The sequence below is a fragment of the Allobosea sp. GW821-FHT12C12 genome, assembly GCF_058807355.1.
The window spans coordinates 54,379-79,990 of the sequence record NZ_JBXAQP010000011.1; the positions used below are offsets into that span (position 1 = coordinate 54,379).

At 65.3% G+C, this 25,612-nt stretch carries 27 protein-coding genes and 1 pseudogene; 16 read left to right on the top strand and 12 right to left on the bottom strand.

Annotated elements, in window-relative coordinates:
• Window positions 1-53 precede the first annotated feature (53 nt).
• Window positions 54-659 carry an amino acid synthesis family protein gene (locus tag AC1RRW_RS16170; protein ID WP_492901854.1) on the top strand — a complete coding sequence of 202 codons (606 nt, stop codon included), beginning with the start codon at window positions 54-56 and terminating at the stop codon, window positions 657-659.
• Window positions 660-1,102: 443 nt separating this feature from the next.
• Here AC1RRW_RS16170 and AC1RRW_RS16175 read toward each other — a convergent pair whose 3' ends face one another.
• A complete protein-coding gene (locus AC1RRW_RS16175) occupies window positions 1,103-1,993 on the bottom strand; it encodes a GntR family transcriptional regulator (RefSeq protein WP_492901856.1) in 891 nt (296 codons plus the stop codon).
• Between the two features lie 102 nt (window positions 1,994-2,095).
• Here AC1RRW_RS16175 and AC1RRW_RS16180 point away from each other — a divergent pair, with 102 nt between their 5' ends.
• The 6 genes from AC1RRW_RS16180 to AC1RRW_RS16205 are packed head-to-tail and all read left to right on the top strand — an operon-like array spanning window position 2,096 to window position 8,889.
• Window positions 2,096-3,025 carry a hydroxymethylglutaryl-CoA lyase gene (locus tag AC1RRW_RS16180; RefSeq protein WP_492901857.1) on the top strand — a complete coding sequence of 310 codons (930 nt, stop codon included), beginning with the start codon at window positions 2,096-2,098 and terminating at the stop codon, window positions 3,023-3,025.
• On the top strand, window positions 3,022-4,173 hold the full coding sequence (locus tag AC1RRW_RS16185) for a CaiB/BaiF CoA transferase family protein (RefSeq protein WP_492901859.1): 1,152 nt from the start codon (window positions 3,022-3,024) through the stop codon (window positions 4,171-4,173). The genes AC1RRW_RS16180 and AC1RRW_RS16185 overlap by 4 nt, the downstream gene beginning before the upstream one ends.
• Window positions 4,174-4,192: 19 nt before the next feature.
• Window positions 4,193-5,239 carry an ABC transporter substrate-binding protein gene (locus AC1RRW_RS16190; RefSeq protein ID WP_492901860.1) on the top strand — a complete coding sequence of 349 codons (1,047 nt, stop codon included), beginning with the start codon at window positions 4,193-4,195 and terminating at the stop codon, window positions 5,237-5,239.
• 4 nt (window positions 5,240-5,243) lie between these two features.
• A complete protein-coding gene (locus tag AC1RRW_RS16195; RefSeq protein ID WP_492901862.1) occupies window positions 5,244-6,080 on the top strand; it encodes an ABC transporter ATP-binding protein in 837 nt (278 codons plus the stop codon).
• Between the two features lie 2 nt (window positions 6,081-6,082).
• Window positions 6,083-6,934 carry an ABC transporter permease gene (locus tag AC1RRW_RS16200; RefSeq protein WP_492901864.1) on the top strand — a complete coding sequence of 284 codons (852 nt, stop codon included), beginning with the start codon at window positions 6,083-6,085 and terminating at the stop codon, window positions 6,932-6,934.
• Window positions 6,935-6,939: 5 nt separating this feature from the next.
• Entirely contained in the window at window positions 6,940-8,889 is a 1,950-nt protein-coding gene (locus tag AC1RRW_RS16205) for an aconitase family protein (protein ID WP_492901866.1), read from the top strand.
• Between the two features lie 202 nt (window positions 8,890-9,091).
• Here AC1RRW_RS16205 and AC1RRW_RS16210 read toward each other — a convergent pair.
• The 7 genes and pseudogenes from AC1RRW_RS16210 to AC1RRW_RS16240 form a co-directional block, all read right to left on the bottom strand.
• A pseudogene (locus AC1RRW_RS16210) lies at window positions 9,092-9,248 on the bottom strand (IS481 family transposase); the annotation flags it as partial.
• Window positions 9,249-9,429: 181 nt separating this feature from the next.
• Window positions 9,430-10,161 carry an amino acid ABC transporter ATP-binding protein gene (locus AC1RRW_RS16215; protein WP_492901868.1) on the bottom strand — a complete coding sequence of 244 codons (732 nt, stop codon included), beginning with the start codon at window positions 10,159-10,161 and terminating at the stop codon, window positions 9,430-9,432.
• Window positions 10,142-10,795 carry an amino acid ABC transporter permease gene (locus AC1RRW_RS16220; protein WP_492901870.1) on the bottom strand — a complete coding sequence of 218 codons (654 nt, stop codon included), beginning with the start codon at window positions 10,793-10,795 and terminating at the stop codon, window positions 10,142-10,144. The genes AC1RRW_RS16215 and AC1RRW_RS16220 overlap by 20 nt, the downstream gene beginning before the upstream one ends.
• Window positions 10,795-11,496 (bottom strand): amino acid ABC transporter permease, encoded by a 702-nt coding sequence (locus tag AC1RRW_RS16225; protein WP_492901871.1) that lies wholly within the window; start codon window positions 11,494-11,496, stop codon window positions 10,795-10,797. The genes AC1RRW_RS16220 and AC1RRW_RS16225 overlap by 1 nt, the downstream gene beginning before the upstream one ends.
• Before the next feature lie 67 nt (window positions 11,497-11,563).
• Window positions 11,564-12,367: a transporter substrate-binding domain-containing protein gene (locus AC1RRW_RS16230; RefSeq protein WP_492901873.1), complete on the bottom strand. Its 804-nt coding sequence runs from the start codon at window positions 12,365-12,367 to the stop codon at window positions 11,564-11,566.
• Between the two features lie 76 nt (window positions 12,368-12,443).
• On the bottom strand, window positions 12,444-13,430 hold the full coding sequence (locus tag AC1RRW_RS16235) for a 2-hydroxyacid dehydrogenase (protein ID WP_492901875.1): 987 nt from the start codon (window positions 13,428-13,430) through the stop codon (window positions 12,444-12,446).
• A 17-nt stretch (window positions 13,431-13,447) separates the two neighbouring features.
• Window positions 13,448-14,206, bottom strand: a complete 759-nt coding sequence (locus AC1RRW_RS16240; RefSeq protein ID WP_492901877.1) for a GntR family transcriptional regulator — start codon at window positions 14,204-14,206, stop codon at window positions 13,448-13,450.
• A 191-nt stretch (window positions 14,207-14,397) separates the two neighbouring features.
• On the opposite strand from AC1RRW_RS16240, the gene AC1RRW_RS16245 reads away from it, so the two are divergent.
• Together AC1RRW_RS16245 and AC1RRW_RS16250 are read left to right on the top strand one after the other, a co-directional pair.
• The gene (locus AC1RRW_RS16245; protein ID WP_492901878.1) at window positions 14,398-15,597 is read left to right on the top strand and encodes a mandelate racemase/muconate lactonizing enzyme family protein; all 1,200 of its coding nucleotides are present in this window, start codon (window positions 14,398-14,400) and stop codon (window positions 15,595-15,597) included.
• Window positions 15,598-15,605: 8 nt separating this feature from the next.
• Window positions 15,606-16,373, top strand: coding sequence for an SDR family oxidoreductase (locus AC1RRW_RS16250; protein ID WP_492901880.1), 768 nt, complete (start codon window positions 15,606-15,608; stop codon window positions 16,371-16,373).
• 223 nt (window positions 16,374-16,596) lie between these two features.
• On the opposite strand, the gene AC1RRW_RS16255 is transcribed toward AC1RRW_RS16250, so the two are convergent.
• From AC1RRW_RS16255 to AC1RRW_RS16265, 3 genes are all read right to left on the bottom strand, one after another.
• The gene (locus AC1RRW_RS16255) at window positions 16,597-17,031 is read right to left on the bottom strand and encodes a transposase (protein WP_492901882.1); all 435 of its coding nucleotides are present in this window, start codon (window positions 17,029-17,031) and stop codon (window positions 16,597-16,599) included.
• Between the two features lie 73 nt (window positions 17,032-17,104).
• Window positions 17,105-17,431, bottom strand: coding sequence for a hypothetical protein (locus AC1RRW_RS16260; protein ID WP_492901884.1), 327 nt, complete (start codon window positions 17,429-17,431; stop codon window positions 17,105-17,107).
• 77 nt (window positions 17,432-17,508) lie between these two features.
• The gene (locus AC1RRW_RS16265; protein WP_492901886.1) at window positions 17,509-18,042 is read right to left on the bottom strand and encodes a 2,4'-dihydroxyacetophenone dioxygenase family protein; all 534 of its coding nucleotides are present in this window, start codon (window positions 18,040-18,042) and stop codon (window positions 17,509-17,511) included.
• A gap of 178 nt (window positions 18,043-18,220) precedes the next feature.
• Here AC1RRW_RS16265 and AC1RRW_RS16270 point away from each other — a divergent pair, with 178 nt between their 5' ends.
• Entirely contained in the window at window positions 18,221-19,039 is an 819-nt protein-coding gene (locus tag AC1RRW_RS16270; RefSeq protein WP_492901888.1) for an IclR family transcriptional regulator, read from the top strand.
• Between the two features lie 4 nt (window positions 19,040-19,043).
• Here AC1RRW_RS16270 and gcvA read toward each other — a convergent pair whose 3' ends face one another.
• Window positions 19,044-19,976 carry a transcriptional regulator GcvA gene (gene gcvA, locus AC1RRW_RS16275; protein ID WP_492901890.1) on the bottom strand — a complete coding sequence of 311 codons (933 nt, stop codon included), beginning with the start codon at window positions 19,974-19,976 and terminating at the stop codon, window positions 19,044-19,046.
• 259 nt (window positions 19,977-20,235) lie between these two features.
• On the opposite strand from gcvA, the gene leuC reads away from it, so the two are divergent.
• Genes leuC through AC1RRW_RS16305 form a run of 6 tightly spaced genes read left to right on the top strand, consistent with a single transcriptional unit; the run spans window position 20,236 to window position 25,608 of the window.
• Window positions 20,236-21,684: a 3-isopropylmalate dehydratase large subunit gene (gene leuC / locus AC1RRW_RS16280; protein ID WP_492901892.1), complete on the top strand. Its 1,449-nt coding sequence runs from the start codon at window positions 20,236-20,238 to the stop codon at window positions 21,682-21,684.
• Window positions 21,677-22,315: a 3-isopropylmalate dehydratase small subunit gene (gene leuD, locus AC1RRW_RS16285; RefSeq protein WP_492901893.1), complete on the top strand. Its 639-nt coding sequence runs from the start codon at window positions 21,677-21,679 to the stop codon at window positions 22,313-22,315. The genes leuC and leuD overlap by 8 nt, the downstream gene beginning before the upstream one ends.
• 2 nt (window positions 22,316-22,317) lie before the next feature.
• On the top strand, window positions 22,318-22,998 hold the full coding sequence (locus AC1RRW_RS16290) for an NIPSNAP family protein (RefSeq protein ID WP_492902003.1): 681 nt from the start codon (window positions 22,318-22,320) through the stop codon (window positions 22,996-22,998).
• The gene (locus tag AC1RRW_RS16295) at window positions 22,995-23,618 is read left to right on the top strand and encodes a hypothetical protein (RefSeq protein WP_492901894.1); all 624 of its coding nucleotides are present in this window, start codon (window positions 22,995-22,997) and stop codon (window positions 23,616-23,618) included. The genes AC1RRW_RS16290 and AC1RRW_RS16295 overlap by 4 nt, the downstream gene beginning before the upstream one ends.
• Before the next feature lie 26 nt (window positions 23,619-23,644).
• Entirely contained in the window at window positions 23,645-24,520 is an 876-nt protein-coding gene (locus AC1RRW_RS16300; protein WP_492901896.1) for an isocitrate lyase/PEP mutase family protein, read from the top strand.
• 44 nt (window positions 24,521-24,564) lie between these two features.
• Window positions 24,565-25,608, top strand: a complete 1,044-nt coding sequence (locus AC1RRW_RS16305; protein ID WP_492901897.1) for an ABC transporter substrate-binding protein — start codon at window positions 24,565-24,567, stop codon at window positions 25,606-25,608.
• Window positions 25,609-25,612 lie beyond the last annotated feature (4 nt).

The following is a 25,612-nucleotide window of genomic DNA, read 5'->3' on the forward strand; positions in this document are numbered from 1 at the left end:
CGCGCCTACGACTAGCTTGGCCAGCGACGACATTTCAAACGCCGGAGGCGAGCATGGATATCGGGCTGCGCAAGATCGCGACCTTCACGGAAGAGACCATGCTCGAGGGCGGCAAGGCTGCGCCGCGGCCGGTGACAATGGTGGTCGTCGCCGCCGTCGTGAAGAATCCCTGGGCCGGTCAGGGCTTCGTCGAGAACCTGCGGCCGGAAATCCTGCGGATCGCCCGCCCGCTCGGCCTCGAGATGACACGCCGGCTCGTGGCCGCGATGCCGGGCGAACGCGTCGAAGCTTATGGCAAGGCGGCGATCGTCGGCGTCGGTGGCGAGATCGAGCACGCTTCCGCCCTGATCCACACGTTGCGCTTCGGCAACGTCTTCCGCGAGGCGGTCTCGGGGACCGCCTTCCTGAGCTTCACCAACACCCGCACCGCTCCGGGGGCGCTGATCTCGCTGCCGATGATCCACAAGAGCGAGACCGGCAAGCGCTCGCACTTCATCACCGCGACCTTCCAGATCGCTGATGCACCGGGGCCCGACGAAATCCTGGTCGCGATCGGCGCCTCCGATGGCGGCCGCATTCATCCGCGCATCGCGGATCGCTTCGAGGATATGAAGGAGATGGACAGCGAGAAGGCGGCGGGCGAGGCGGTGCCCGCATAGCCGGGAGCGTGCGCGCCCTCAAGGGCGCCAGCAACACCCTGACTGGCCCACATCTGGTCGCCTTCCACGCCCCTGCCGGCCTACCGCGGCGGTCCTGTCGCCTATTCAACTGACCACCGGAAACCGATACTGCCGACGTGTCCAGGGGCCCAGACCGGCCACTCTCCCCACTTGGAAACTGAGTCACCCGAAAGCGGACGTTCCGCGAGTCGCCTTAGGATCTAAACTCAACGGATAGATTGTGATTCAATCGTCTCATTGGAGAGGTAGGTTCGCCATTGGAAGTCCGTCCGGTAACAAGCAGGAAGTTCGACAGGGTGATGCCTGCGCGCAGCATACCGCCGGGCACCAGGAGCTCGACGATATCGCGATCGGGCCGCTGAATGAAATCTTGCATGTCTTCCTTCATCACTTCGTTCGCGGCCCTAGACCCGTCGGCCAACCTAACCGCCAATCTGATCGCCACCACCGCTCCAGAGAAGATGGTCCCGCATTCGCGCCGCAGCGTCTGGCAGACGTCCAGCTTCGAGCAGGTCGAGCAATTGCAGATGTTCATGCGTATGTCGCTCGACATGCTTGAGGTCCGGAATGAACTGATAGGCGAAGAGCCGCCGGACGCGGTTGAGCCGTCGCAACGTCTCGACAAGGAACGCATTGCCCGAGCATTCAGCGATCGCCTCGTGCACTTCGCAACCGAAACCGAAAACCTCGGAGAGGGTGAAGGTGCGCATGCCGTGGGCAAGCAGGCGCTGCTGATGCTCGCGAACCGGCGCCATCCGCTCCGCGTCCCATCGGAAGGTCGGCTCGAGGATCCCGCCAGGCTCGATCATCATGCGAAGCCGGCCGGTCTGCGCATAGGCCAGCGGCGTGTTGAGCGTTTGGCTGAAGCGCCAGCCATAGCCGCGCAGGCGTTCGACCCATCCTTCGGAGGCGATACGGTCGAGAAGGCGCAGGATCTGGGCACGCTTGAGGTCGTAGCGCCGCATTAGCTCCGCTTCGGTCACTGTGTCGGCCAGCTTGCCCGAGGCCCTATCCTTGGCAATCGCGAGATAGGTCGCCTCGCCGGTGTCGCCTGCTTCGAGCGCCTGGAGAGCTGCATCGGAATCAGGCTCCTTCGACAGGACGAAGCCCTTGTTCGGTACCGCTTCCGCCAGGCCCGCATCGGCGAGGAACTGGAGGGCGGCACGGACCGGCCCGCGTGACGTGCCGAGGCGATGGGCCAACCGATGCTCGTAGAGGCGGGCACCGGCACCGACATTCTCCCGGCGAACGATGCCGACGATCTGCCCGGCAAGTTCGCGCGTCCTCGCAGCAGTTGCCTCCCCAGCTGGCATGACATTTCCACTTTACCAAGCCGCGCTGCTTAGGCGCGATTTGACATCATTGTCCCATATTGTCATTGTTGGCAACAAATAACAAAAATTCGACGGGTGGAGATGCGCGATATCACGATCTGCGAGGTAGGCCCTCGCGACGGCCTGCAGCTCGTCCGGCAGATCATGCCGACGCCGGTGAAGCGTGCGTGGATCGAGGCTCTGGCTCGCTGCGGGTTCGCCGAGATCGACGCGACGAGCTTCGTGCCGCCGCAAGCCTTTCCGCAATTCGCCGACGCGGCGGACGTGTTGCCCCACGCTCTCGCTGTCGGCGTAGAATGGCGCGTCGGAGCACTGGTCCCCAACCGCAAGGGAGCCGAGCGCGCGATCGCGGCAGGCGCGCGCATGCTGTACTGCATCGTTTCAGCGAGCCACGGCCACAGCCTCGCCAACACCCGCCGAACGCGCGAGGAACAGGCCGATATCGTGGCTGATATCGTCGGGCTCGCGCGCGATGCGAATGAGGATCGGCCCCATGTGATGGGCGGCATTCCAACCGCCTTCGGCTGCTCGATCGAGGGCCTCGTCGCCGAAATCGAGGTCTGCCGCGTCGCGGCAATGCTCGTCGAGCGCGGTGTCAACGAGATCGGCCTCGCCGACACGGTCGGCTACGCCGATCCCAGGCTCGTCGCGAGCGTGGTCGCGGCTGTGCGCCGCGCGATCGGCGACGCCGTGCCGATCCGACTTCATTTCCATGACACGATGGGGCTTGGCCTGGCTAACGTGCTCGCTGGCATCGATGCCGGCGTCACGACCTTCGACGCCGCGTCCGGCGGGCTGGGAGGCTGTCCCTTCGCGCCAGGCGCCTCCGGCAATATCGCGACCGAGGATGTCGTCTTCATGCTCGAGCAGATGGGGCTCAAGACCGGGATCGATCTCGAACGGCTCCTGGCGGCGACCGAACTGCTCGCCGAAGCCCTGCCGGAAGAACGCATCCGGAGCCATGTCCGTGAGGCCGGCCTGCCGCAGAAAATCTACGGGGTCACCGCATGAACCCGCTTCCGCTCGCGGGCATCCGCGTCGTCGAATTCTCGCAAATGGTGATGGGGCCGTCCTGCGGGATGATCCTCGGCGATCTCGGCGCGGATGTCGTCAAGGTTGAGCCGCCCAGGGGCGACCGGACCCGTTACTTCAAGAGCGTCGCCTCGGGTTTCTTCAACACCTACAGCCGCAACAAGCGCAGCGTCGTCATCGACACCGCGACGGAGGAAGGACGCGCGACGGCACGAGAGCTCGTCCTCGACGCCGACGTGCTGATCGAGAACTTCAGGCCGGGACTGCTCGGGCGCTTCGGGCTCGACTATGCGTCGCTGGCGGCGGACGCCCCGGGGCTGATCTATTGCTCGCTGAAAGGGTATCTGCCCGGTCCCTACGAGAACCGGCTGGCGCTCGACGAGGTCGTCCAGATGATGGGCGGCCTTGCCTTTATGACCGGACTGCCGGGGCGCCCGATGCGCGCGGGCGCATCGGTCAACGACATCATGGGCGGCATGTTCGGCGTCATCGCCATTCAGGCGGCCCTGGCCCAACGCGCCCGGACGGGCAAGGGCACGTATATCCAGAGCGCGCTGTTCGAGAACAACGTCTTCCTGATGGCCCAGGCGATGATGTTCGAGAGCGTCACCGGCGAACGCTCGGTGCCCTGGTCGGTCAAGGAATCGCCCTGGCCGGTCTACGATCTGTTCGAGACGCGCGGCGGCGAGAAAATCTTCGTCTCGATCGTCGGCGAGGAGCAATGGGACGGCTTCTGCCGCAGCTTCGGCCGCGAGGCGTGGATGACTGATCCCCGCCTGAGGACAAGCCAGGAGCGGGTCGACAACCGGAGCTGGATCATCCCCGAGATCGCCGCGATCGTTGCGACCTACGGCATCGACGAGCTCAGCGCCATTCTCGAGCGGCTGGGCCTCCCCTTCGCGCCGGTGAACGCGCCGGGCGACCTTTTCGATGACGCACATCTCAACGCGTCGGACGGGCTGATGGACCTTACCTTGAACGACGGGCGGCAGGTCAGGACGCCGGCCCTGCCGTTCAGCTTCGACGGCGAACGCCTGAAGAAGCGGCGCGACCCGCCCTCGGTGGGTCAGCACACGCAGGAAGTCTTGGCGGAACTTCGCGATCGGAAAACCGGCGCTCTCAACTGAACGATCCAGGGAGGACATCATGCAGGCTACACGTAGGCAGATTCTGGCAGGCGGAAGCGCATTCGCGCTGGCGGGGCAGTTTTCGTCGGCCGCGCAAGCGCAGTCGACCGTCGCGACACTCGCCTATGGGCCGGCACTGCCGGTCTACAGCATCGGCCCGATCGCGAACGAGCGCGGGCTCTTCGGCGGCGAAAAGCTCGAATTGAAGATCATCGCCGGCAATGCCGGGACGCATGGCCGGCAGACGCTTGCGGCCGGCCAGGCGCTGTTTGCGCATGGCGACGCCAGCCACGCGCTGCAGCTCTCGACGCGCGGCAAGCCCGCCAAGATCATTCTCGCCACGCAGATGATTTCCTCGATCGCCAACATCGTCGTTCGCAAGGACCTCTTCGATGCCGGGATCGACAGCGTCGAGAAGCTTGCCGCCTATAAGCGTCCCAACGGCGGCAAGCCGATCATCGCGGCAACCGCGATCGGTTCCGGCACCTGGGCCTACGGTACCTACACCTTCGAATCGAAGGGCCTCGGAGATAAGGTGACCTGGGTCGCGGGCGGCGGCCTTAACACCATGCTGCCCGGGTTGGAGACCAAGCAGTTCGATGCCATCATGGCCGTGCCCGGATGGGTGCTCGAGGCCGAGGCAAAAGGCTTCGGCAAGGCGATCTTCGACACCTCGAAGCCTGGCGTGTTCACCTCGGCCTTCGGCGGCACGGTCCCCGTCCTCGTCGTCTATGCCCTGGCCGAAACCTGCGAGCAGCAGAAGCCGCAGGTCCAGGCTTTCGTCAACGCGCTCTACCAGGCGATGAAATGGGTCAAGTCGGCGTCGACCGACGAAATCTACGCGCTGGTCGGCGAGAAATACTATAGCGGCCAGAACCCGGACTTCGTGAAGGCCGAGCTCGCCTTCGACAAGCAGACCTGGGAGTATGACGGCCGCATCGACAAGGCCTCTTTCGAGCGCGGCGGCAAGGTCTGGTACCGCCCCGGCACCGACATCCCGCCGGCGAAGTTCGAGGACATCGTCGATATGAGCTTTCTTGACGCCGCCCAGGCCAAGTTCAAGTAGCGCCATGACGGTCCTCGCGCACCGGGCGGTGCAGGCGGTCGAGACGGACGCAGCGCGTGTCAGGATTACCGTTCAGAATCTCGACAAGCGTTACGGCTCGGGCGCGAGCGGCGTGACGGCTGTCGACAACGTCTCTTTCGACGTGCGGCAGGGCGAGTTCGTCGCCCTGCTCGGCCCATCGGGCTGCGGTAAGAGCACCATCCTCAACATGGTCGCGGGCCTGCTGACCCGGAGCGGCGGCACCATCGCCATCGACGGCGACGAGGTCCGGCACGGCGAGGTCAATCGCAAGGTCGGCTACGTTTTCCAGCGCGATACGGTGTTCCCCTGGCGGACGGTCGAGGCCAATATCGGTTATGGGCTCGAGATCGCCGGCGTCGCCGCGGCAGAGCGCAAGAACAAGGTCACCCGAGCCATTGAGACGGCGGGTCTTGACGGTTTCGGCGCCAAGTTTCCGCGCATGCTGTCTGGCGGCATGCGCCAGCGCGTGGCGCTGATGCGGACGCTCATCATGGAGCCCGAGATCCTGCTGATGGACGAACCCTTCGGCGCGCTCGACACCCATACCAAGCTCGAAATGCACAATACTTTGCTGGAAATCTGGGAGCGCGAGCGCCAGACCGTGCTCTTCGTCACCCATGACCTCGGTGAGGCGTTGACGCTAGCCAGCCGCATCATCCTTCTTTCGGCCCGACCCGGCAGGCTGAAGGAAGATTTCGAGGTGCCGTTTCCGCGGCCCCGCGACGCCGTCTCGCTGCGCGAGACGCCCGAATTCGGGCGGCTTTACTCCCATATCTGGCACTCGCTCGGCGAGGAGTTCCGGCGGACCAAGGCGGACTGACGATGAAGCACGGCGCCGCAAAGATCCTGTTCTGGCAGATCGCCATCCTTGTGGTCGCCCTTGCCATCTGGGAATGGGGCTACAGTCTCCGCAGCGTGCCGGTGCTGCGGCCCTTCGTGCCCAGCATCCTCGATCCCTATTTTATCTCGCGCCCGTCGATGATCTGGACGAGCTTCCTCAAGCTGAGCTGTTTCGCCGATCCAGCCGGCTTTCGCGCCTGCTTCTCGCGCAACGACAACAATCTCTGGCTCGCGCTGCTGGTAACGCTCAAGAACATGTGGTGGGGCTTCCTGTTCGGAACGCTGTCTGGCGTTGCCTGCGGACTGGTGCTCGGCCGCTCGGACTACCTGTCGCGGATATTCCAGCCCTATGTCGTGGCGATGAACTCGGTGCCGCGCATCGCGCTCGTGCCACTGATCATCCTGATGTTCGGCCTCGGCGACATGTCGAAGATCGTCACCGCCTGGATCGTCGTGTTTTTCGTCGTGTTCTTCAACACATTTGAGGGCACACGCGCCGTCGACCGCGATCAGGTCGCGGCGGCGCGCCTGCTCGGCGCTTCGGAGATGACCGTGCTGCGCACCGTCGTCGTGCCCTCGGCGCTTGCATGGGTGTTCGCCTCGCTGACGCCGGCGGTGTCTTTTGCGCTGATCGGCGTCATCGTCGGCGAGTTCATCGGTGCCGAACGCGGTCTCGGCAAGCTGATCATCGAGGCCGAGGCCAGGGCCAATGCATCCGAAATGATGGTCTCGATCTTCGTCATGATGATCGTCGGCATCTTCCTCGCGACCATCGTCCGTCAGGTCCAGCGCTATCTCCTGCGCTGGCAGCCCCAGTTCGAAGCGCAGGCCTGACCACGATGACCGCGATCCGCTTCGAGAAGCGCACACTTTTCCTGTCGACCGATCCGGGCATGGTTGCCCGGCAGATCGGGGGCGAGGACATCGACCTCGCGCAAGTCGGCAGCCTGCGCGACGACGTCTCGACGGACGAGATCACGCCGTTGCCCTCGCTCGTCCATTTCGATGACGAGATCGGGCGTCACGCCCATGTCGGTTTTCGGGCTGGTGAGACCCATCCGATCCCGCTCGACGGCATTCGGAATGGCGATTTCGACGTTATCGTGGCGGGCCGGCGCTACGGCAAGGGATCCTCGCGCGAGCACTCGCCGCTGGCCGAATACACGGCCGGCATCCGGCTCGTCGTCGCCGAGAGCTTCGAGCGGATCTACCGCCAGAACTGCGACAATATCGGTCTGTTCACCTCAACCGACTACGGGCTGGTCGAGCGCATCCGCTCCGGTGAAGCGATCCCGCTCGCGGATCTGCTGAAGGACAGGGACGAACTCGCCAGCGCCATCCTGTCGGCTGGCGGCCTGCTGAAATACGGCGAGCGGCACCTGAAAGGCCTCGCGACGCGGCCCGAGATCGCCCCCGACAAGCCCCGCACGCTGGTCCAGAAGATCATCGACCGCAATATCCTGACCGGAGTGCCGCCAGATTGGGACGCCGCGCCGGGGACCGGCGGCTTCGTGCAGGCGCGGTTCCGCTTCATCCACGAGATCTATACGGCGATGGCGGCGCATATGCTGCATCGTCACTACGGCCGGCCGCTCGCGCTTCACGAGCCCGAATCGATCCTGCTGTTCGAGGACCACAACTCCTATGCCCACCGGTCGCCCACCCATGTGAAACGCGACCTGCTGCCCGCCATCCGCAGGCTATCCGAGGGGCACCGCGCCTTCGCGCGCGAATACGGGCTCAAGGACCATGGCTACCTGCTCGGCGAGGAAGGGTCCGAAGGCATCTCGCATGCGATGATGGCCGAGAGCTACGCGATGCCCGGCGAGATCTGCGTCGGCACGGATTCGCACACGCCTCACTCCGGCGCGCTCGGCTGCCTCGCCTTCGGCGTCGGCACGACCGACATGGCAAATGCCTTCATGACCGGCGCGATCCGGCTGACCGTGCCGGAGTCGCTGCTGATCCGGCTCGACGGAAAGCTGCCGCGCGGCGTGACGGCCAAGGACGCCGTGCTCAAGCTGCTGGCGGAGCCGCGCATCCGCGCCGGCCTTGGACTGGGCAAGGTGTTCGAATTCGCCGGGACGGCGATCGGGGCGATGTCGATCGACGAGCGGGCGACCTTGACCAACATGACGGCCGAGCTTGGCGGTTTCACCGGCATCGTCGCACCCGATGCAGAGACGCTGCGCTTCATCCACCAGCGCAGAGGCGTTGACGCCACCATCGAAGACTGGATGAGGAGCGATGTGGGCGCGCCTTATGCCGCTGAGATCGTGATCGACTGCGGCGCGTTGACGCCGATGCTGGCGGCTCCGGGAGATCCCGGAAACGGCATCGCGCTGGGCGACGTCACCGACAGCATCACGATCGGGATCGCTTATGGCGGCTCCTGCACCGCCGGCAAGCGCGACGATTTCGACCAGTATCACGAGGTGCTGGAGTGGGCGGCGGCGCATGGGCTTAAAGTGTCCGCGAGCGTTACCCTCTATCTCCAGTTCGGTACCCTGGCCGTGCGCCGCTACTGCGAGGAAAGGGGCTATCTCACCGCGTTCCGAAAGGTCGGCGCCGAACTGCTTAACCCCGCCTGCGGCGCCTGCGCGCAATGCGGCCCCGGCGTCTCGTCAAGTGCCGACGAGGTGACGATCAGCGCGATCAACCGCAATTTCCCGGGGCGGTCGGGACCGGGCAAAGTCTGGCTGGCCAGCCCGCCGACCGTCGCAGCAAGCGCGATCGCGGGCGAGATCCTCTCATTCGAGGATCTGAAGTCGCGATTTAAACATCGATAGCGGCAGGCGACGATCGTCTTTCGAGGCATCGAGATGGGTGCTGAGCGCCACAAGCTGACCTTGACGCCCTGCCATGACCAGACATCCGATCATGCTATCAGTATGGCTATGGTATTCCTCCTAGAGTGAATCCAACTTCCGCCATTTGAGCATCGACCGGTCCAATTTCGCGATGGCCGTATGCGCCAACTCCATGATGTAACTAGATGTTTGATCCCGGCATTTGGTGGAGTGGGTTGAGCTTGAACTTTTCTGGTTCGATCGTCCATCGTTTGCAGACGAACTCGTAGGGTGTGGCCCTCGAGGGTCTTCAGGCGCCGGCCGAAATCGTAGGCCGAGACGAAGTCCTGGAGGCGCCGTGTCGACACGGTCATCGCTTTCCTCCACGCGCCCGTTATCCGGGTTGCTGTTGTCCGTGTGTCGTGCGTCGAACGTGCCGCTGACGGCAAAGCGGCTTGTCGCATTGGAAGAAGTCGAGGGATCAAGACTGAATTCCGGAACGACCGGATCCTTCTCCGGGGGCAGCGGAGTTTTTGCGGCTCAGCGCGCTCCGGCTTTGACGAAGTTCGCCAGTTCCGGGGTCTTGGGCTGCGCGAAGAGCTCCTTCGACGGCCCGCTTTCCCAGATCTTGCCCTGATGCATGAAGATCGTCGTATCGGCGACGTTGCGAGCGAAATTCATCTCGTGCGTGACGAGGATCATCGTCATCCCGTCCCTGGCGAGCTTCTCCATGACAAGCAGCACCTCGCCGGTCAACTCGGGATCGAGCGCCGAGGTGACCTCGTCGAAGAGCATCACCTTCGGCCGCATCGCCAGCGAGCGGGCGATGGCGACGCGCTGCTGCTGGCCGCCGGAGAGATTGTCAGGATAGCTGTCGATCTTGTCGGACAGGCCGACCTGCGCCAGCACCTCCTTGGCGAGCGCGAGCGCCTGCGCCCGCGGCACGTTCTTAGTGATCCGCGGCGAGAGCATGATGTTCTGCCCGACCGTCAGATGGGGAAAGAGGTTGTAGCTCTGGAAGACGATGCCGACATCCTTACGCAGATCGCGCAGACGTTTCTGGTCCTGGTTGACGACATGGCCGGCGACCTCGATACGGCCGGACTGGAAGGCCTCCAGCCCGTTGATGCAGCGAAGCATGGTGGATTTGCCCGAGCCCGAGCGGCCGATCAGCGCCACGACCTGGCCGGTATCGACCGAGATCGAGACGCCTTTGAGGACTTCGAGCGAGCCGTAGCTCTTGTGGACATCGTCAATGCGGACGGCTGGCATTCATCACCTTTTCGAGATGGCGGCTGAGCCGGGAGAGCGGGAAGCAGATGGCGAAATAGATCGCTGCGACCAGCGTGAAAATCTGGAAGGGCTGGAAAGTCGCGTTGTTGACGAGCTGCCCAGCCCGCGACAGCTCGACGAAGCCCACGACCGAGACGATCGAAGTATTCTTCACCAGCTGGACGAGGAAACCGACCGTCGGCGGGAGCGAGATGCGCACCGCCTGCGGCAGGACGACGTAGCGATAGGTCTGCGCCGGTGTATGCGCCAGCGAGGCCGAGGCTTCCCATTGCTGGAACGGCACCGATTCGATCGAGCCGCGCCAGATCTCGGCGAGATAGGCGCTGACATAGATCGCGAGCGAGGCGGAGGCAGCGAAGAAGGGCGGCAGCTCGATGCCGAAGAGGGAAAGCCCGTAATAACTCATGAACAGCACCATGAGCACCGGGATCGACTGGATCACAAGGATGTAGCCCGACGCGAAGGCGCGCAGCGGCTTGAGCGGCGACAGGCGCATGATGGCGAACACGCCGCCGATGAGCCCGCCGATCAGAAAGGCGATCGCCGTCAGCAGGAGCGTCCAGCCGGCAGCGCGGACGATGAAGAGGATTTCGGGCCAACCGAACGTCGTCATCACGCGGCCTCCGCCTTGGCGGCGAGCCGCTCGACGCCCGATAGCCGCGGAAAGACCCGCCTGCCCAGCCACAGCAGCGACAACTTCAGGCTCAGCGCGAGCGCGAGATAGATGATGGTGACGACGATGTAGGTCTCGAAGCTGCGGAAGGTGTTCTGCTCGATGATCGCGGCGGTCCCCGACAGTTCCGGGACGGCGATGAAGGAGCAGATCGAGGAGGCCAGCAGCATCAGCACGAACTGGCTTGACAGCGCTGGCCAAACCCGTGCGAGCGCGGGCATCAGCACGACGTATTGGAAGACCTGGCGCTTGGTCAGCGCCAGCGACATCCCGGCCTCGATCTGCGAGCGGTGGATCGAGTCCACGCCCGCCCGGATGATCTCGGTCGCATAGGCGGCGAGGTTCAGCGTCATCGCTAGCAGCGCGGCCTGCGTGCCCGACATGCGCACGCCGAGCAGCGGCAGGCCGAAGAACAGCATGAAGAGCTGCACCAGGAAGGGGGTGTTGCGCATCAGCTCGACATAGGCGTCGACGACGAGCTCCACCCAACGGCCGGACAGGCTGCGCGCCGCCACTAGCAGAACGGCCAGCGCTAGCCCGAGGGCGATCGCGCCGAAGGACAGCCCGATCGTCAGCAGGACGCCGTCGAGGATGCGGTCCGCCTCGGAGAAGACCGCATCGAACTGGAATTGATACCGCATGCTCTCCCGCCGGGCTCGATGTCGCGGATGCCGGCGGAGCGCGCTCCGCCGGCCGGGTCCAGACCGCTCAGAAGGTCGGCAGCTGCGGCAGCGGCGCGCCGACCCACTTCTCGGAGATCGCGTTCAGCTCGCCGTTCTGCTTGATGTAGTAGATCGTGTTGTTGAGCCACTGCTTCAGCTCGTAGGCGTCCTTGCGGACTGTCATCGAGTTCGGCTGCATGCCGAAGTTAAACTTCAGTTCGGTCTCTGTCTCGCCGCGCGCCTTCATTGCGGCGTTGGCCTGTGCGTCGGGGCCGGCGATCGCCTCGACCTGGCCGGAGAACAGCGCCTGCATGGTGGTGGCGTCGTCCTCGAAGCGCAGGATGGTGAGGTTCAGCTCCTTCTCGCGGTTGGTGAATTCGCGTTCGACGCTGGAGCCGCGATTGACGCCGACCTTGCGGCCCTTGAGATCCTCCCACGCCTTGATCGGGGTGCTCTTCTTGGCATAGACGCCGGTCTGGAAGGCGCTGTAGGGGATCGTGAACATCACGGCCTTGGCCCGCTCGGGCGTCGGGGCGAGCGTCGCGATCAGGAAATCGACGCGGCCGGCCTCCAGCGCGGGAATGCGCGCGGGCGGCGTCAGCTGCACGATGTCGACCGGCACGCCGAGATACTTGCCGATCAGCGCGGTCACGTCCGCGTCATAGCCGATGGCGTTGCCCTGCGCGTCGACCGAGCCGTAGGGCGGTGCGCCGATCAGCACGCCGACGCGGACCTTGCCGCGCTTGACGATCTCGCTGACGGTCTGGGCCGAGGCATGCCCCGCGGCCAGCATGCCGGCGCCGAGCGCCAGCAGCGTTCCGGCGACCTTGAGTGTCTTGAAGAGGTTCATGGTGCGTTTCCCTGTTTTTTGCGGATAGCCTGGTTTTGGCGTGACCGGCTTCTTCGGCCGGCTTCGTAAACGATCGTCAGCCGGCGGTCCGTCCCTCGCGCACGAGGTTCGACAGCGATTCCCCGGCGAGACAGCGTCGGATGTTGTCGGCCATCGTCTGCTGCCGCCGCCGGATGGTGCCGTCGGTCCAGCCGGACATGTGCGGCGTCATCACGATGTTGGGGAGCTCGTGAAAAGGCAATCCTGCCGGCAGCCGATGGGCATCGCCGGCGTCGGGATAGCGATACCAGGTGTCGATCACCGCGCCGCCGATCCGCTCGCTCTTCAGCGCCTCGTAGAGCGCCGCCTCGTCGACGATCGGCCCGCGCCCGACATTGAAGACCACCGCGTCGGTGCGCATCGCCGCGAAGGCGGCGGAACCGACGAGCCCCTTGGTCTCCGGCGTCAGCGGCAGCGAGACGACGATCGCGTCGGCCGAACCCCAGAACGCGTCGAGCCGGTCGAGGGTGAAGGCGCGGTCGACCGTGTCCGAGGTGGCGACCGGGCTGCGATTGGCGACGTGGACGCGCATCTCGAAGCTCTTGGCGCGCTTCGCGATCGTCTTGCCGATATGGCCGAAGCCGAGAAGCCCGATGGTCTTGCCGGCGATCTCGCCATGGACGCGGTCCGGCGCGCCCGCCCAATAGGCCCAGTCGCCGCGGCGAAGCCTCGTGTCGGCGTCCGCGAGCGGGACATGGCGGGCGAGCCAGGCGCTCATCACATATTCGGCGATCGCAAGCTCATGGCCGAAGCAGTTACAGACATTCGCCGTTTCCGGCAGCAAAGCGAGATCGACCGCATCGTAGCCGGCGCCCGGCACATGGAAGAGCCTCAACCGCTCAGGGCGCGGAAGCGAGGCGTCGAACCTGACGCCGACGACGACGTCGGCTTCCTCATAGGCGCGCCGGTCCGCCTCGGCGTCGAGCCTGTCGGGCAGGATGAGGATCTCGGCACCCGGCCCGACGAGCCCGGCGAAGTCGCGGCTGAAGGAGGCGGCGTTTTCGCCGTGGAAGACGATGCGCATGGGGTGACGGTCTCCGGTCAGGCGCCGAGCAAGGGCTCGACGCTGCAATCCAGCAGAGAAGGGTCAATCGCCGCCTCCATCTCGTCGAACATACCGTCGACGAAGGCGATCAGCGCGTCGGAGGCTGCGACCGCGCGCTCGGGATGGCGGGTGGCGATGGCGTTCAGCACGGCGAGATGGTGGTCGATCGTCCCCTCCAGCCCGGCCGGCTGGTTCATGCGGCTGTGATAGATGAAGCCGATGCGGCGGAAGATCGTATGCAGGGGCCGCAACGTGTGTTCGAGGAACGGCTCGGCCGCCGCCGACAGCACCATCTGGTCGATGCGCCGGTCTAGGGTGTTGAAGTCGGCCAGCGTCATCCCGTCCCGCCTTTCGCGCAGCAGGCGCTCCATATGCAGCATCTGATTGCGATGGGCAGGTCCGGCGCGATCCGCCGCCAAGCCGATGACGAAGCGTTCGAGATCGCGTCGCAGCCGCAGGAGCACCCGCTCGCGGGCGAGGTCGATCGGCGCGATCTGCAGGCCGTGGCGGGGCCGGATGACGATCAGCGTGTCCGCCGCCAGCCGATTGACCGCATTGTGGATCGGCGTGCGGCCGAAGCCGGTCAGGCTCTGCAAGTCCTGCATCGCCAGGAACCGCCCGGGCTGCAGCTCGCAGGTGACAAGCATGTCCTCAATGCGCTGATAGGCAAGTTCGAAGAAATTGACGCGGTTGCGCCGGCGCGGCGTCGCCTCGCCGACTTCGACGAGTTGGGAACGGTTCGCGCGCTTCGTCATCGATCGTCCTCCCTGGTGGCGCTCTGAGCGGACTCCATCCTCGGGTCACTATAAACATGTTGTGAAATGTTACAAGCGCAACTATGGTCGCCGCCATGCGGCGCGGCGCTGATGCCGCCAAGCCGCGCGATCGACGAAGGCGCTCCCGGAGCTCGGCTCGCGAGAAGGTGCCGGTTTTTCGGGAGACATTCGTGAAGATAACCGCCATCGAGACGCTGCGGACCGAAGAGTTCGCCAATGTGCTGTGGGTGCGCGTGCATACCGACACCGGCATCATCGGCCTCGGCGAGACCTTCTACGGCGCCGGCGCCGTCGAGGCGCACCTGCATGACACGCTGGCCATGCGGCTGCTCGGCAAGAACCCGCTGCAGATCGAGGCCTTGCACAAGGAGATGACCAACCTGCCGATGGCGCAGGCCTCGACGGGCGTGGAATCGCGCGCCACGTCGGCGGTCGACATCGCGCTGTGGGACCTCTTTGGCAAGGTCTGCGGCCAACCCGTGCACCAGATGCTGGGCGGGCTCTGCCGCGACAGGCAACGCATCTACAACACCTGCGCCGGCTACGGATATGTGCGGTCCCGCAATATCAAGCCAGTGTCGACCTGGAATTTCGGCGCGTCCGAAGGCCCTTACGAGGATCTGAGCGGCTTCATGAACCGTGCCGACGCCGTCGCCGAGAGCCTGCTGGAGAGTGGCGTCACCGCGATGAAGATCTGGCCCTTCGATCCGCCCGCGATCGAGAACCAGGGGCTGTTCATCACCCCCGAGCAGATGAAGAAGGCGATCGAGCCCTTTGAAAAGATCCGCAGGGCGGTCGGCGACAGGATGGAGATCATGGTCGAGTTCCACTCGCTCTGGAACCTGCCGACCGCGATCAGGATCGCGCGCGCGCTCGAACCCTACGAGCCGAGCTGGTACGAGGACCCGATCCGGATGAACTCGCCGCAGGCGCTGGCGGAGTTCGCCCGCTCGACCACCGTTTCCGTGACGGCGAGCGAGACGCTGGGCTCGCGCTTCCCCTACAAGGACATGCTCGAACGCGACGCGATGCATGTGGTGATGGCCGATCTGTGCTGGACCGGTGGGCTGACCGAAGGCCGCAAGATCGCGGCGCTGGCCGATACCTATCACCGCCCCTTCGCGCCGCATGACTGCATCGGCCCGGTCGGCTTCGTCGCCGCGATCCACGCCTCCTTTAGCCAGCCCAACACGCTGATCCAGGAATCGGTGCGCGCCTTCTACACCGGCTGGTACAAGGAGCTCGTCAACGAAATGCCGCGCATCGAGGGCGGCTACGTCTATCCGATCGAGGCGCCGGGTCTCGGCGTCGACCTGCTGCCGGCCGTGTTCGAGCGTTCGGACCTGACCGTTCGCCGATCGAGCCTGTGAGCCGCGCCATGAGCAATCCCCTGTTCGACCTCACCGGCCGCACCGCGCTGGTCACCGGCTCCTCGCGCGGGCTCGGCCGCGCCATGGCGGAAGGGCTGGCGGCTGCCAGCGCCCGCATCCTCGTCAACGGCACCGACGCGGCCCGCGTCGACATGGCGGTCGAGGAGATGCGCCAAGCCGGCCACGACGCCGAGCCGGCCCGGTTCGACGTCACGTCGGAGAAGGAGGTCGTGGACGCCTTCGCCAGCTTCGACGAGGCCGGCATCGCCGTCGACATCCTAGTCAACAATGCCGGCATCCAGTTCCGCAAGCCGATGGTCGAGCTCGCCACCGCCGACTGGCAGCGCGTCCTCGATACCAACCTGACATCCGCCTTCGTGATCGGACGCGAGGCGGCCAAGCGCATGATCGCGCGCGGCCACGGCAAGGTCGTCAATATCGGCTCGCTCACCAGCGGGCTCGCCCGCGCCACGGTCGCGCCCTATACTGTCGCCAAGGGCGGCATCAAGATGCTGACCCAGGCGATGGCGGCCGAATGGGCCGAGCATGGCATCCAGGCCAACGCCATCGGCCCCGGCTACATGATCACAGACATGAATCAGGCTCTTATCGACAACCCGACCTTCGACACATGGGTCAAAGGTCGCACGCCGGCGCGGCGCTGGGGTCGCCCAGACGAGCTGATAGGCGCAGCGGTCTTCCTCTCTTCGCCGGCGTCGGACTACGTCAACGGCCAGATTATCTACGTCGACGGGGGCATGTCCGCGGTCTTGTAGACGATGTCCGATTACGGAGCGTGCCGCACCGCCCCTCAACCCTTATCAGATGCGCCCCTTCGATGCGCTGCAGAGCAGTTCCTCGGTTCTCGGGAGCTCGAAAACGCTGGGAGCTTTACCTTAGCTGGCTCAACTCGGACCGGGTGACGCGGGGCTCGTCTCGCATGTCCGCTTTCAGGCGTTGCGCCAACGTTCGAAAGTGGCGCAAAATATCGGTTCAGCTTTATTCGCACTGGAGACGGATGTTGAAGCCGTTCACCCTTGGTGCCGTCACCGGCCGACAGGCGCCGCCATATATCCTCGGGCAGGCTTTCGGCGATGTCCTTCGCGGTTCCGGCAACGATGTGTGGCTTGACCCAAGAGCGGAAGGGCGGTTGGCGTTGACGCCCAGGACATAGCCTTTGCCGGCATGCCGCAGCGCCATCTCGATATCGCCGACACCGTAGACACAGTCCCCCGCAACCCATGAGAAGGGCAGATCGGCCGCGAGCGCGCGCTCGATCATGGCGATCGCAAGCGCTGGCTTGGAGGCAAAGCCGATCTTCTCCGGCACATGCGCCTTTGCCATCCGTGCAGGGTACTCCGTCCACGCCTTGGGCAGATAAAGCGCCCGGTCGATGAAGGCATGCCCGTGCCGCGAGACACAGGCTGCGAACACGCCGATCTGCCAATTGGTGATCTTCCCGGCCGAGCCCGTGTATTCGCGCCCCCGCAGGAGGCCTGGCCCTGCTTCAGGAACCCAGTCTCATCGACGACCAGCACCGCACAAGATCGGCAAGTGTCTCCAACGCGTAGTCGCGGACGATGTCGCGAAGGGCATCGGCGTCCCAGTGACCGCGGCCGAGGATCGCCTGCTGGCGCCAGAGGCCGCGATCACCGGCCGCCTCGGCACGCATCCAACCCGTCTTGCGATGCTCATCGCCAAGCAGACCATCCAGGAACTGCCCCGCCGAAGCCGCCACACGGTCCTGCCTGAACAGTGGCCGCATCCGCATCTTCGCGTCCCGCAAGGACGACGCCCACAGTTCCAGCGCCGCCTCGATCGGCGAGCCCGTCATCCATGATCTCCGAATCATGGTCGCCCATCGATTCAGACATCACCCAAATCGCAACTGTGATGCTGGCTGAGAGTGAGTTAGCGAATGAACTGATCGACGTACTCGGCGCCGAGCCCGTTCTTGGCGTAATGCGCCCGGCACTTGTCGAGGCGGGTGAATACGTCGTCGTAGCCGATATTGCGGCCGTCCGGGTCAACATAGATCATCGCGCCGTTGACTTGGAACAACGTGATCATCTCATCGACATGCGGGTCGACAACTAGCGTATGGGTTTCGCCCGGCGCCTCATAGGCGTAGCTGCCTTCGGTCGCGACCCAATCATGCTCAAGGTAGCGCCATTCGCCCTTGATGACATAGGCGTGGACGGGCATCGGGTGGCGATGGCGCGAGAGCACGCCGGATTTGCGCACGCGGAGCAGATTCATCCAGTAGCCGCGGCTCACGCACAGGCAAAGCGGCCGGAACCAGACATTCTCCTCCACCGGCACCCAGATCCGCTCGTCGGTCGGGACCGCGTTGGGGATCACCAGCTCCGGCGGCGACTCCTTCGGCTGAGGGCGCTTGTAAGGCTGCCATTTCTCGCTGCCGCCTGCTGCAACCGGTCCGTTCATTTCTGCCTCCATCCCGCCGATGCGAGACCAAACGATGTCTCATAATATGGACATTTTAGCCACATTGTAATACATTTGCTGTCACCTGTGAGCGGCTGTCAAGTACGGCCTTGCCGCAACCGGATGCCTCGCGTGAGCAGGAGCGGCGGGAGCGTGACGTAAAGAAGGTCCTCGTGAGATGCCAAAACGTGCCGATCAGGCCGGGCCGATAGTAAGCGCCGGTCGCGACAGCGTTCCCGGCACGGCCGCGTTCTCGAAATTCGTCGCGGTTCTGCAAATCGTCGCCGATGCGCCCGGCAGGCTCGGCATGGCCGACCTTTGTGCGCGCACCGGCATGCCGCGGGCGACGGTCTACCGCATCGTGGCAGCCTTGCGCGCCGAGGGGTTGGTTGGCGGCGCGGACCGGCTTGCGCTCGGTCCCCGGCTGATCAGCCTCGCCTCGCGCAGTTGGGCGGAGTTCGATCTGCGCACGCTGGCACAGGACGAGATCCTGGCGTTGCGCGACCTCACGGGCGAGACGGTTCATCTCGCCGTGCCGAGCGATACGGAGATGGTCTATATCGACAAGCTCGACAGCCCGCAGGCCGTGCGTATGAGCTCGCGCATCGGCACACGCGTCATGCTGCATTCGAGCTCAGTCGGCAAAGCCTATCTCGCGGCCTTGCGGCCTGACGAGCGCGCGGAATTAGTGGACCGGCTTACGTTGTTGCGGATGACGCCGAACACGCTCACGCGGCGCGAGGAGCTCGATGCGGATATTGGGCGCACCGTCGCGCGGGGCCACGCTGTCGACAGCGAAGAGAACGAGCCGGGTACGCAATGCCTGGGTGCTGCGATCCGCGACCGCAACGGCGTGCCGGTCGGAGCGATCAGTCTCAGTATCCCGCGCTATCGCTTCGACGCGGACGCGGAGACCCGGCTGCCTCAGCTCGTCACCGCCTGCGCTGAGCGGATTTCGGCCAAGCTCGCGCTCTATTCCGGCCCGGCAGCCGATTGAATGTTCACACCACCGCGCTCACGCCGGTCGCTGGGTTGACACCTGAGGCCTCGGCGATGAGCCAGGCTTCGAATGTCGCCAAAGCCTTAAGCTTGGGGGAGGCACTCGGATACACGAGATAATAAGCCCATTCCGTCTCGGCCCGGATACGGAATGGCTCAACCAGGCGTCCGTCGCGCAGGTCATCCTGGATGAAAGAGGGCTGGGCGATCGTCACGCCCGCCTGGTCGATCGCCGCCTGATAGGACAGCGCCGAATTTTCGAACCTTATCCCTTCGGCCATCTCTAGATCGGCCTGACCCGCGGCGGCAAGCCAAGTCTCCCAATCGCGCGGTCGATGCGTCGACGAGAGCAGCGTGTGCCGCCCTAGGTCCTCCGGCTTGCGCAGCTTGCCGCTCCGAACCAGAGCTGGACTACAGACCGGCGTTACTGTCTCCCCAAACAGGCGGTGTCGCGTAACCTTCGCACCGGCCACGGTGAGCGGTCCGCAGGCGTCGGACTGGATGCAGGCTTCCACATCCCCGCGCTGGAAATCGGCCGGCTCATGCGAGGTCGTAATCTGGATCTTGATGCCGCGATGGGCCATCTGGAACCGAGCCAGCCGTGGCACTAACCAGCGCAGCGCGAAAGTCGGCGGTGCACGCAGCCGAAGCACCTGCCTGTCCACGGCATGATGCAGACGATGCGTCGCATCTGCGATGATGTCGAGCGCGTGTCGCACCGGCTCGTAGTAGGCCTCGCCATTGCTGGTCAGCATTGTGCCCTTGCGGGTGCGGCTGAAGAGCTTGACTGCCAGCCTGTCCTCTAGAAGCGCGACCTGGCGACTCACCGCGCCATGGGTCACGCACAGTTCCTCGGCTGCGCGGCTGAAGCTGGCGTGGCGCGCACAAGCCTCAAAAGCGCGCAACGCGTTCAACGGAGGTAGGCTTCTGCCCATGGCGTTTCCCCTTTGTGAGTTTTCCTCACAGCTAATTAGAATAAATCGATTGCTTGGCGGAAGCTTATCGCCAAACCTCAAGCCTAGTAACGGGGAGCCGCTACATCGTAAGCAAAACACAACGTCCGGCAAGAGGTGGTGCGAGAAGTGAAGGCGATCGTAGTGAAAGGCATGATCTCATAAAGAGAAAAGGTCGTTCGCCGTAGCCTGGTATAAATATCTCGCGCAGGCACCGCCGTGCGGAACCGCAGGGCATAACATGGCTGATAGAGCGAGCGCGGTTAGGCGACCGCAGACCTTGCATGACAAGCTCTGGGACAGTCATGTCGTCGCTGACCGAGACGACGGTACAACCGTCCTCTATATCGATCGTCATCTCGTCCATGAGGTCACGAGCCCGCAGGCCTTTTCCGGTCTCGCCCTGGCCCGGCGGCCGGTGGCGCGTCCAGACGCGACCTTTGCGGTGCCTGACCACAATGTGCCAACAGTCGACCGCAGGGCTGGCATCCGCAACGAGCTGTCGCGGCGGCAAGTCGAAGTGCTGGAGGCGAACTGCCGGACGCACAACATCCCACTCATCAGGCTCGACGACGCCCGCCAGGGCATCGTCCACGTCATCGGCCCCGAGTTGGGACTGACTCAGCCCGGCGTCACCGTGGTCTGCGGGGACAGCCATACCTCGACGCATGGAGCATTCGGCGCGCTCGCCTTCGGCATCGGCACCAGCGAGGTCGAGCACGTGCTGGCAACGCAGACGCTGGTGACCAAGCGCTCCGAGTCGATGCGCGTCACCATCGATGGCCCCCTGCCTTTCGGCTGCACGGCCAAGGACCTTGCGCTTGCGGTGGTCGGCCGGCTCGGCGTTGCCGGGGGCACGGGCTACGTCATCGAATATGCCGGCAGCACTGTACGCGGCCTCTCGATGGAGGGCCGCATGACCCTCTGCAACATGAACATCGAATGCGGCTCGGCCTCCGGCATCATCGCGCCCGACGAGAAGACCTTCGACTATGTCCGCTCGCGCGAGCATGCGCCACGCGATGCGGAATGGCAGGCCGCGCTCGAGTGGTGGCGCTCGCTGCACAGCGACGACGGCGCCGTGTTCGACGCCGAGGTGCGTATCGATGCGGCGAGCATAGCCCCGCACGTCACCTGGGGCACCTTGCCCGACCAGGTCGCCCCGATCGACGGCCGCATTCCCGATCCGGCGCGGGCGCCGACCGCGCTGCAGCGTCAGGCTCAGGAGCGCGCGCTCGCCTATATGGGGCTCGAGCCGGGGCAGCTCCTGGCCTCGATCCCGATCGACGTCGTCTTCATCGGCTCCTGCACCAATGGCCGGATCGAGGACCTACGGGCGGCGGCGGAGGTCATCATCGGGCGCAAGGCTTCCAGCCATGTCCGCGCGATGGTGGTGCCGGGCTCGGGCGCGGTCCGGGCGCAGGCTGAAGCCGAGGGGCTCGACCGCATCTTCACCGAGGCCGGCTTCGAATGGCGCGAGCCCGGCTGCTCGATGTGCCTCGGCATGAACGGCGATCTGGCCAATGCCGGCGAGCGGGTGGCCTCGACCTCGAACCGCAATTTCGAAGGTCGGCAGGGCCGCGGCGCCCGCACGCATCTGCTCAGCCCGGTCATGGCGGCCGCCGCGGCGATCGACGGGCACCTCTCCGACGTGCGCCGCCACATGCGCGGGGACAAGCTCCATGGATAAGTTCACCAGCCTGCACGGCGTCGCCGCGGTCATGCCGCAGGCCAATGTCGATACCGACCAGATCATCCCGAAGCAGTTCCTGACCACGACGGAGCGCACCGGTCTCGTCAATGGGCTGCTCTACGAGCTGCGCTACGACACGGCGGGCGCCGAGATCGCGGATTTCGTGCTGAACCGCGAGCCCTTTCGGCACGCCCGCATCCTCGTCGCGGGCGAGAATTTCGGCTGCGGCTCCAGCCGCGAGCATGCCGTCTGGGCTCTGCTCGATTTCGGCATACGCTGCATCATCGCGCCGAGCTTCGCTGCGATCTTCCGCAATAACTGCTTTAAGAACGGCGTATTGCTGATCGCCTTGCCGCCCGACGAGATCGAACGCTGCACCGCGGCGATGGAGGCGAGCGGAAGTCCCGAGCTCAACGTCGACCTGGCGGCGCAAACGATCGGCTTGCCGGACGGGGCGACCGTGTCGTTCAGCATCGACGAGAGCGACCGCACCCGCCTGCTCGAAGGGCTCGACGACATCGAGGAGACGCTGCGCCAGCGCGAGCTGATCGCGCTTTATGCCGAAAAGTCGCGCGCGAGCTTCCCCTGGCTCTGGCGCGGTCAAAGCCCCCAGGCGGCAGAGACTTGACCGTGCCGGCGCCCTCGACCCACATGTCGCAGACGCAACCGACCTCGCGTGAGGTCCATCGGGTTGTCTATCTCGACCTGGTGCCGCAGACCATGGTGGCGGCACTCGCCGGCATCGGGCAATGGCTGCGCGAAGAGGGCTCACCCGGCACGTTGCGGGCCTGCTGGCATTCGGTCATGGGCTCGCTCGACCGCATCCTGCTCTGGCACAGCTTCGCGGATGCGTCCGCCTTCGACGCGGCCGGGCTGGCGCTCTCCGCCGGCCGCAACCCGTTCGGCGTCGCCGACGTGCTGCGCGGCCTCAGCATCAACGGCTTCCGCAAGGTGCCCTTCGCGGGAGAGATACCGGAGCGCGGCGACGACCCGCTCTTTGAGGTCCGCGACTACGTGCTGAAGCTCGACGGGCTCACCGCGATGATGGAGCTCTGGCTGCCGTTGCTGCCGGCGCGGCTCGCGCTCGCGCCATGGGTGACCGCAATGTACGGACTGACCGGCGAAGCGCCGCGCATGCTGCACATCTATCCTTGGAGCGACCTGGGCCAGCGCACGGCGATCAGGGATGGAGCCCAGGCGGTCGGTTGGCCCCCGACCGACGCGCCGCGCCAGATTCTCGAACAGAAAGCGACGATCTACCGTGCTGCCGAGTTCTCGCCGCTCGGCGGACAGACGAGGTCGTCCGCATGAGCGCCGCAACCGACACCGCCCGCTTCGATCTTACCGTGCTCAGGCTGCGCCCGCGAACCATGCCGGTGGCGCTGGAACGGATGAAGACCTGGCTGGAAGGGCAGCGCTCATCCGGCGAGCTGCTCGCCTGCCTCTATTCCGATCTCGGCACGGTCAACCAGCTCCTGCTGCTGCGCCGCTTCGCCGACGCGGAACAGCTTCTCGATGCGCGCGACTGCGCCATTCGCGAGGCCGACCCGTTCGGCGTGAGCGAGTTCACGCTCGGCCTGACGATGAGCCTGATGGCGGTTCTGCCGGGACTACCGCTCGCGCAGCCTGGCGCTAATGGCCCCTTCTTCGAAATTCGCAGCGACGAGGCGAAGCCGGGCCGGCTTGGCCAGGCGCTCGCCTCATGGCAGCGGGTGGAACCGCGCCGCACGCCTCTGCTCGGCCTGTACGCGCTCGCGGCCGACGCCCCGCGGATCGTCCATATCTGGCCCTGGTCGGGACCGGACGGCAGCGCGGGTCTGCCGCTGGCCGATTCCCCGACGGATCTCGGCTCGGATTTTGCCGGAGCGAGCAACCTGGCCTGGCAGAAGGCCGAAATCTTCCGCGCAGCCGCCTTCTCGCCGCTGCGCTGAGGCGCCACAGATGACAAGGACAACTCGTGACCAGAGCATCACTCCGCAAGATCCATGACGCGGCCCGCCCGCTGGTGGTGCCGCTCGCCCACGACGCCCTCTCGGCGCGGCTGATCGAGCGCGCCGGCTTCCCCTCCTTCAACATTGGCGGCTCCTCGCTGCTCGCCGCCCGCCACGGCCTGCCCGATCTCGGCCTCGCCGGCATGGGAGAGATGGCGGCGGCGATCCAGGATATCGTCCGGTCGGTCTCGATCCCCTGCCTCGCCGATGCCGATGACGGCTATGGTGACGTCAAGAACGTCGTCCACACCATCGAGACCTATCATCGGATCGGCGTGCGTGGCATGCTGATCGAGGACCAGTCGCGCGATACCAAGCGACCGGGTGAGCAGGCGGCGCAGGCCGTCGTGCCGATCGAGCTGATCGAGCAGAAGCTGCGCATCGCCCTGGAGCAGCGGACCGATCCGGACTTCGTCGTCATCGGCCGCACCGACGCCGCCGGCACAGAAGGGCTCGACGCCGCGATCCGGCGCGCCGAGCGCTTCCTCAGGCTCGGCGTCGACGGCGTCTTCGTCGCCGGGCTGAAGAGCACGAGCGACCTCGAGCGCGCCGGCGCGGCCTTCAAGGGCCAGTGGAACATGACGGTGATGCCCGAAGGCGGACGCATCGCCTGGCACACGCCGCAGGAGCTTCACCAGATGGGCTTCTCGCAGGTTGTCTACACCAATAGCCTGATCCTGCGCGCGACCGGCGCGATGGAGCAGACGCTAGACGGGATCAAGGCGTTGAGCGCCGGCGCCGCGACGGCAATCGGCCCGGCCGAGGGGCTGGCGACGACGGCTTTCGATGACGCCGTGCAGATGCGCAAATGGCGCGAGATCGGGGAAACGGCCCGCAATTAGCGACGGGCCGGCCAAACACTAACGGGAGAGCAAGGGAGAGCATGATGAGGACATTCGCAATTCGGGCGTTGGCTGCCGGCGCGGCCATGCTGGCGGCCGTGGCGGCTTCGCCGTCCTTCGCCCAGGGGCGGCCCAAGATCACGGCGGCTCAGGCCGGCGACGGCTTCCAGTTCCTGACGCAGCAGCTGGCGATCAAGGCCGGCTTCTTCGAGAAGGAGGGCTACGATGTCGAAATCGCCGATGTCGGCTCGGGTCCGCGCGTCGTCGCGGCACTGATGGGCGGCAGCGCGGTCTATAGCGGTCTCGGCCTGATCAACCTGCTCAACGCCCGCGCCCAGGGCGGCGAGCTCGTCGCGGTCGCCTCGGAATCGAGCCTGATCGACATCCAGCTCGTGCTCTCGAATGCCGCGATCGCCAAGACCGGCATCGACCCCGCCATGCCGATCGACGAGAAGATCAAGCGGCTGAAGGACCTGCGCATCTCGATCACCTCGCCGGGCAGCAGCACCGACACGATGCTGCGCACCCTTTTGCGCGCCCGTGACATCGATCCGGACAAGGTGCTCAAGGTCATCCCGACCGGCGGCGGCTCGAACATGCTCGCGGCCATGGAGAAGGGCGCCAATGACGGTTTCGTCTGGGGCGCGCCGCAGACGCTGAACGCGGCTAATTCCGGCATCGGCAAGATCGTCATCGATCCGTTCAAGGGCGAGGTGCCGGAGGTCAAGGGGGTGCCCTATATCGTCATCACCACGACGATGGACACGATCAAGAAGAAGCCCGAGATGGTCCGGGCCACCGTCCGCGCCATGACGCGCGCGATGCAGTTCGCCCGCGAGAACCCGGAAGAGGCCAAGAAAGTCGTCCGCCCGGCCTTCGCCGAGATGGACGATACGGTCTTCAACCAGGCCTGGGACAATTACTACAAGGCCATTCCGGAGACGCCGGCGATCACGCGCGAGGAGTTCGAGCGCACCAAGACCTGGCTCAACATCACCTCCAAGAAGCCGCTCACCGTGGGCTATGACGAGTCGATCTACGGCAAGTTCGCGGACGAGGCCGCCGCCGAGCTGCTGAAGAAGAAGTGACGGG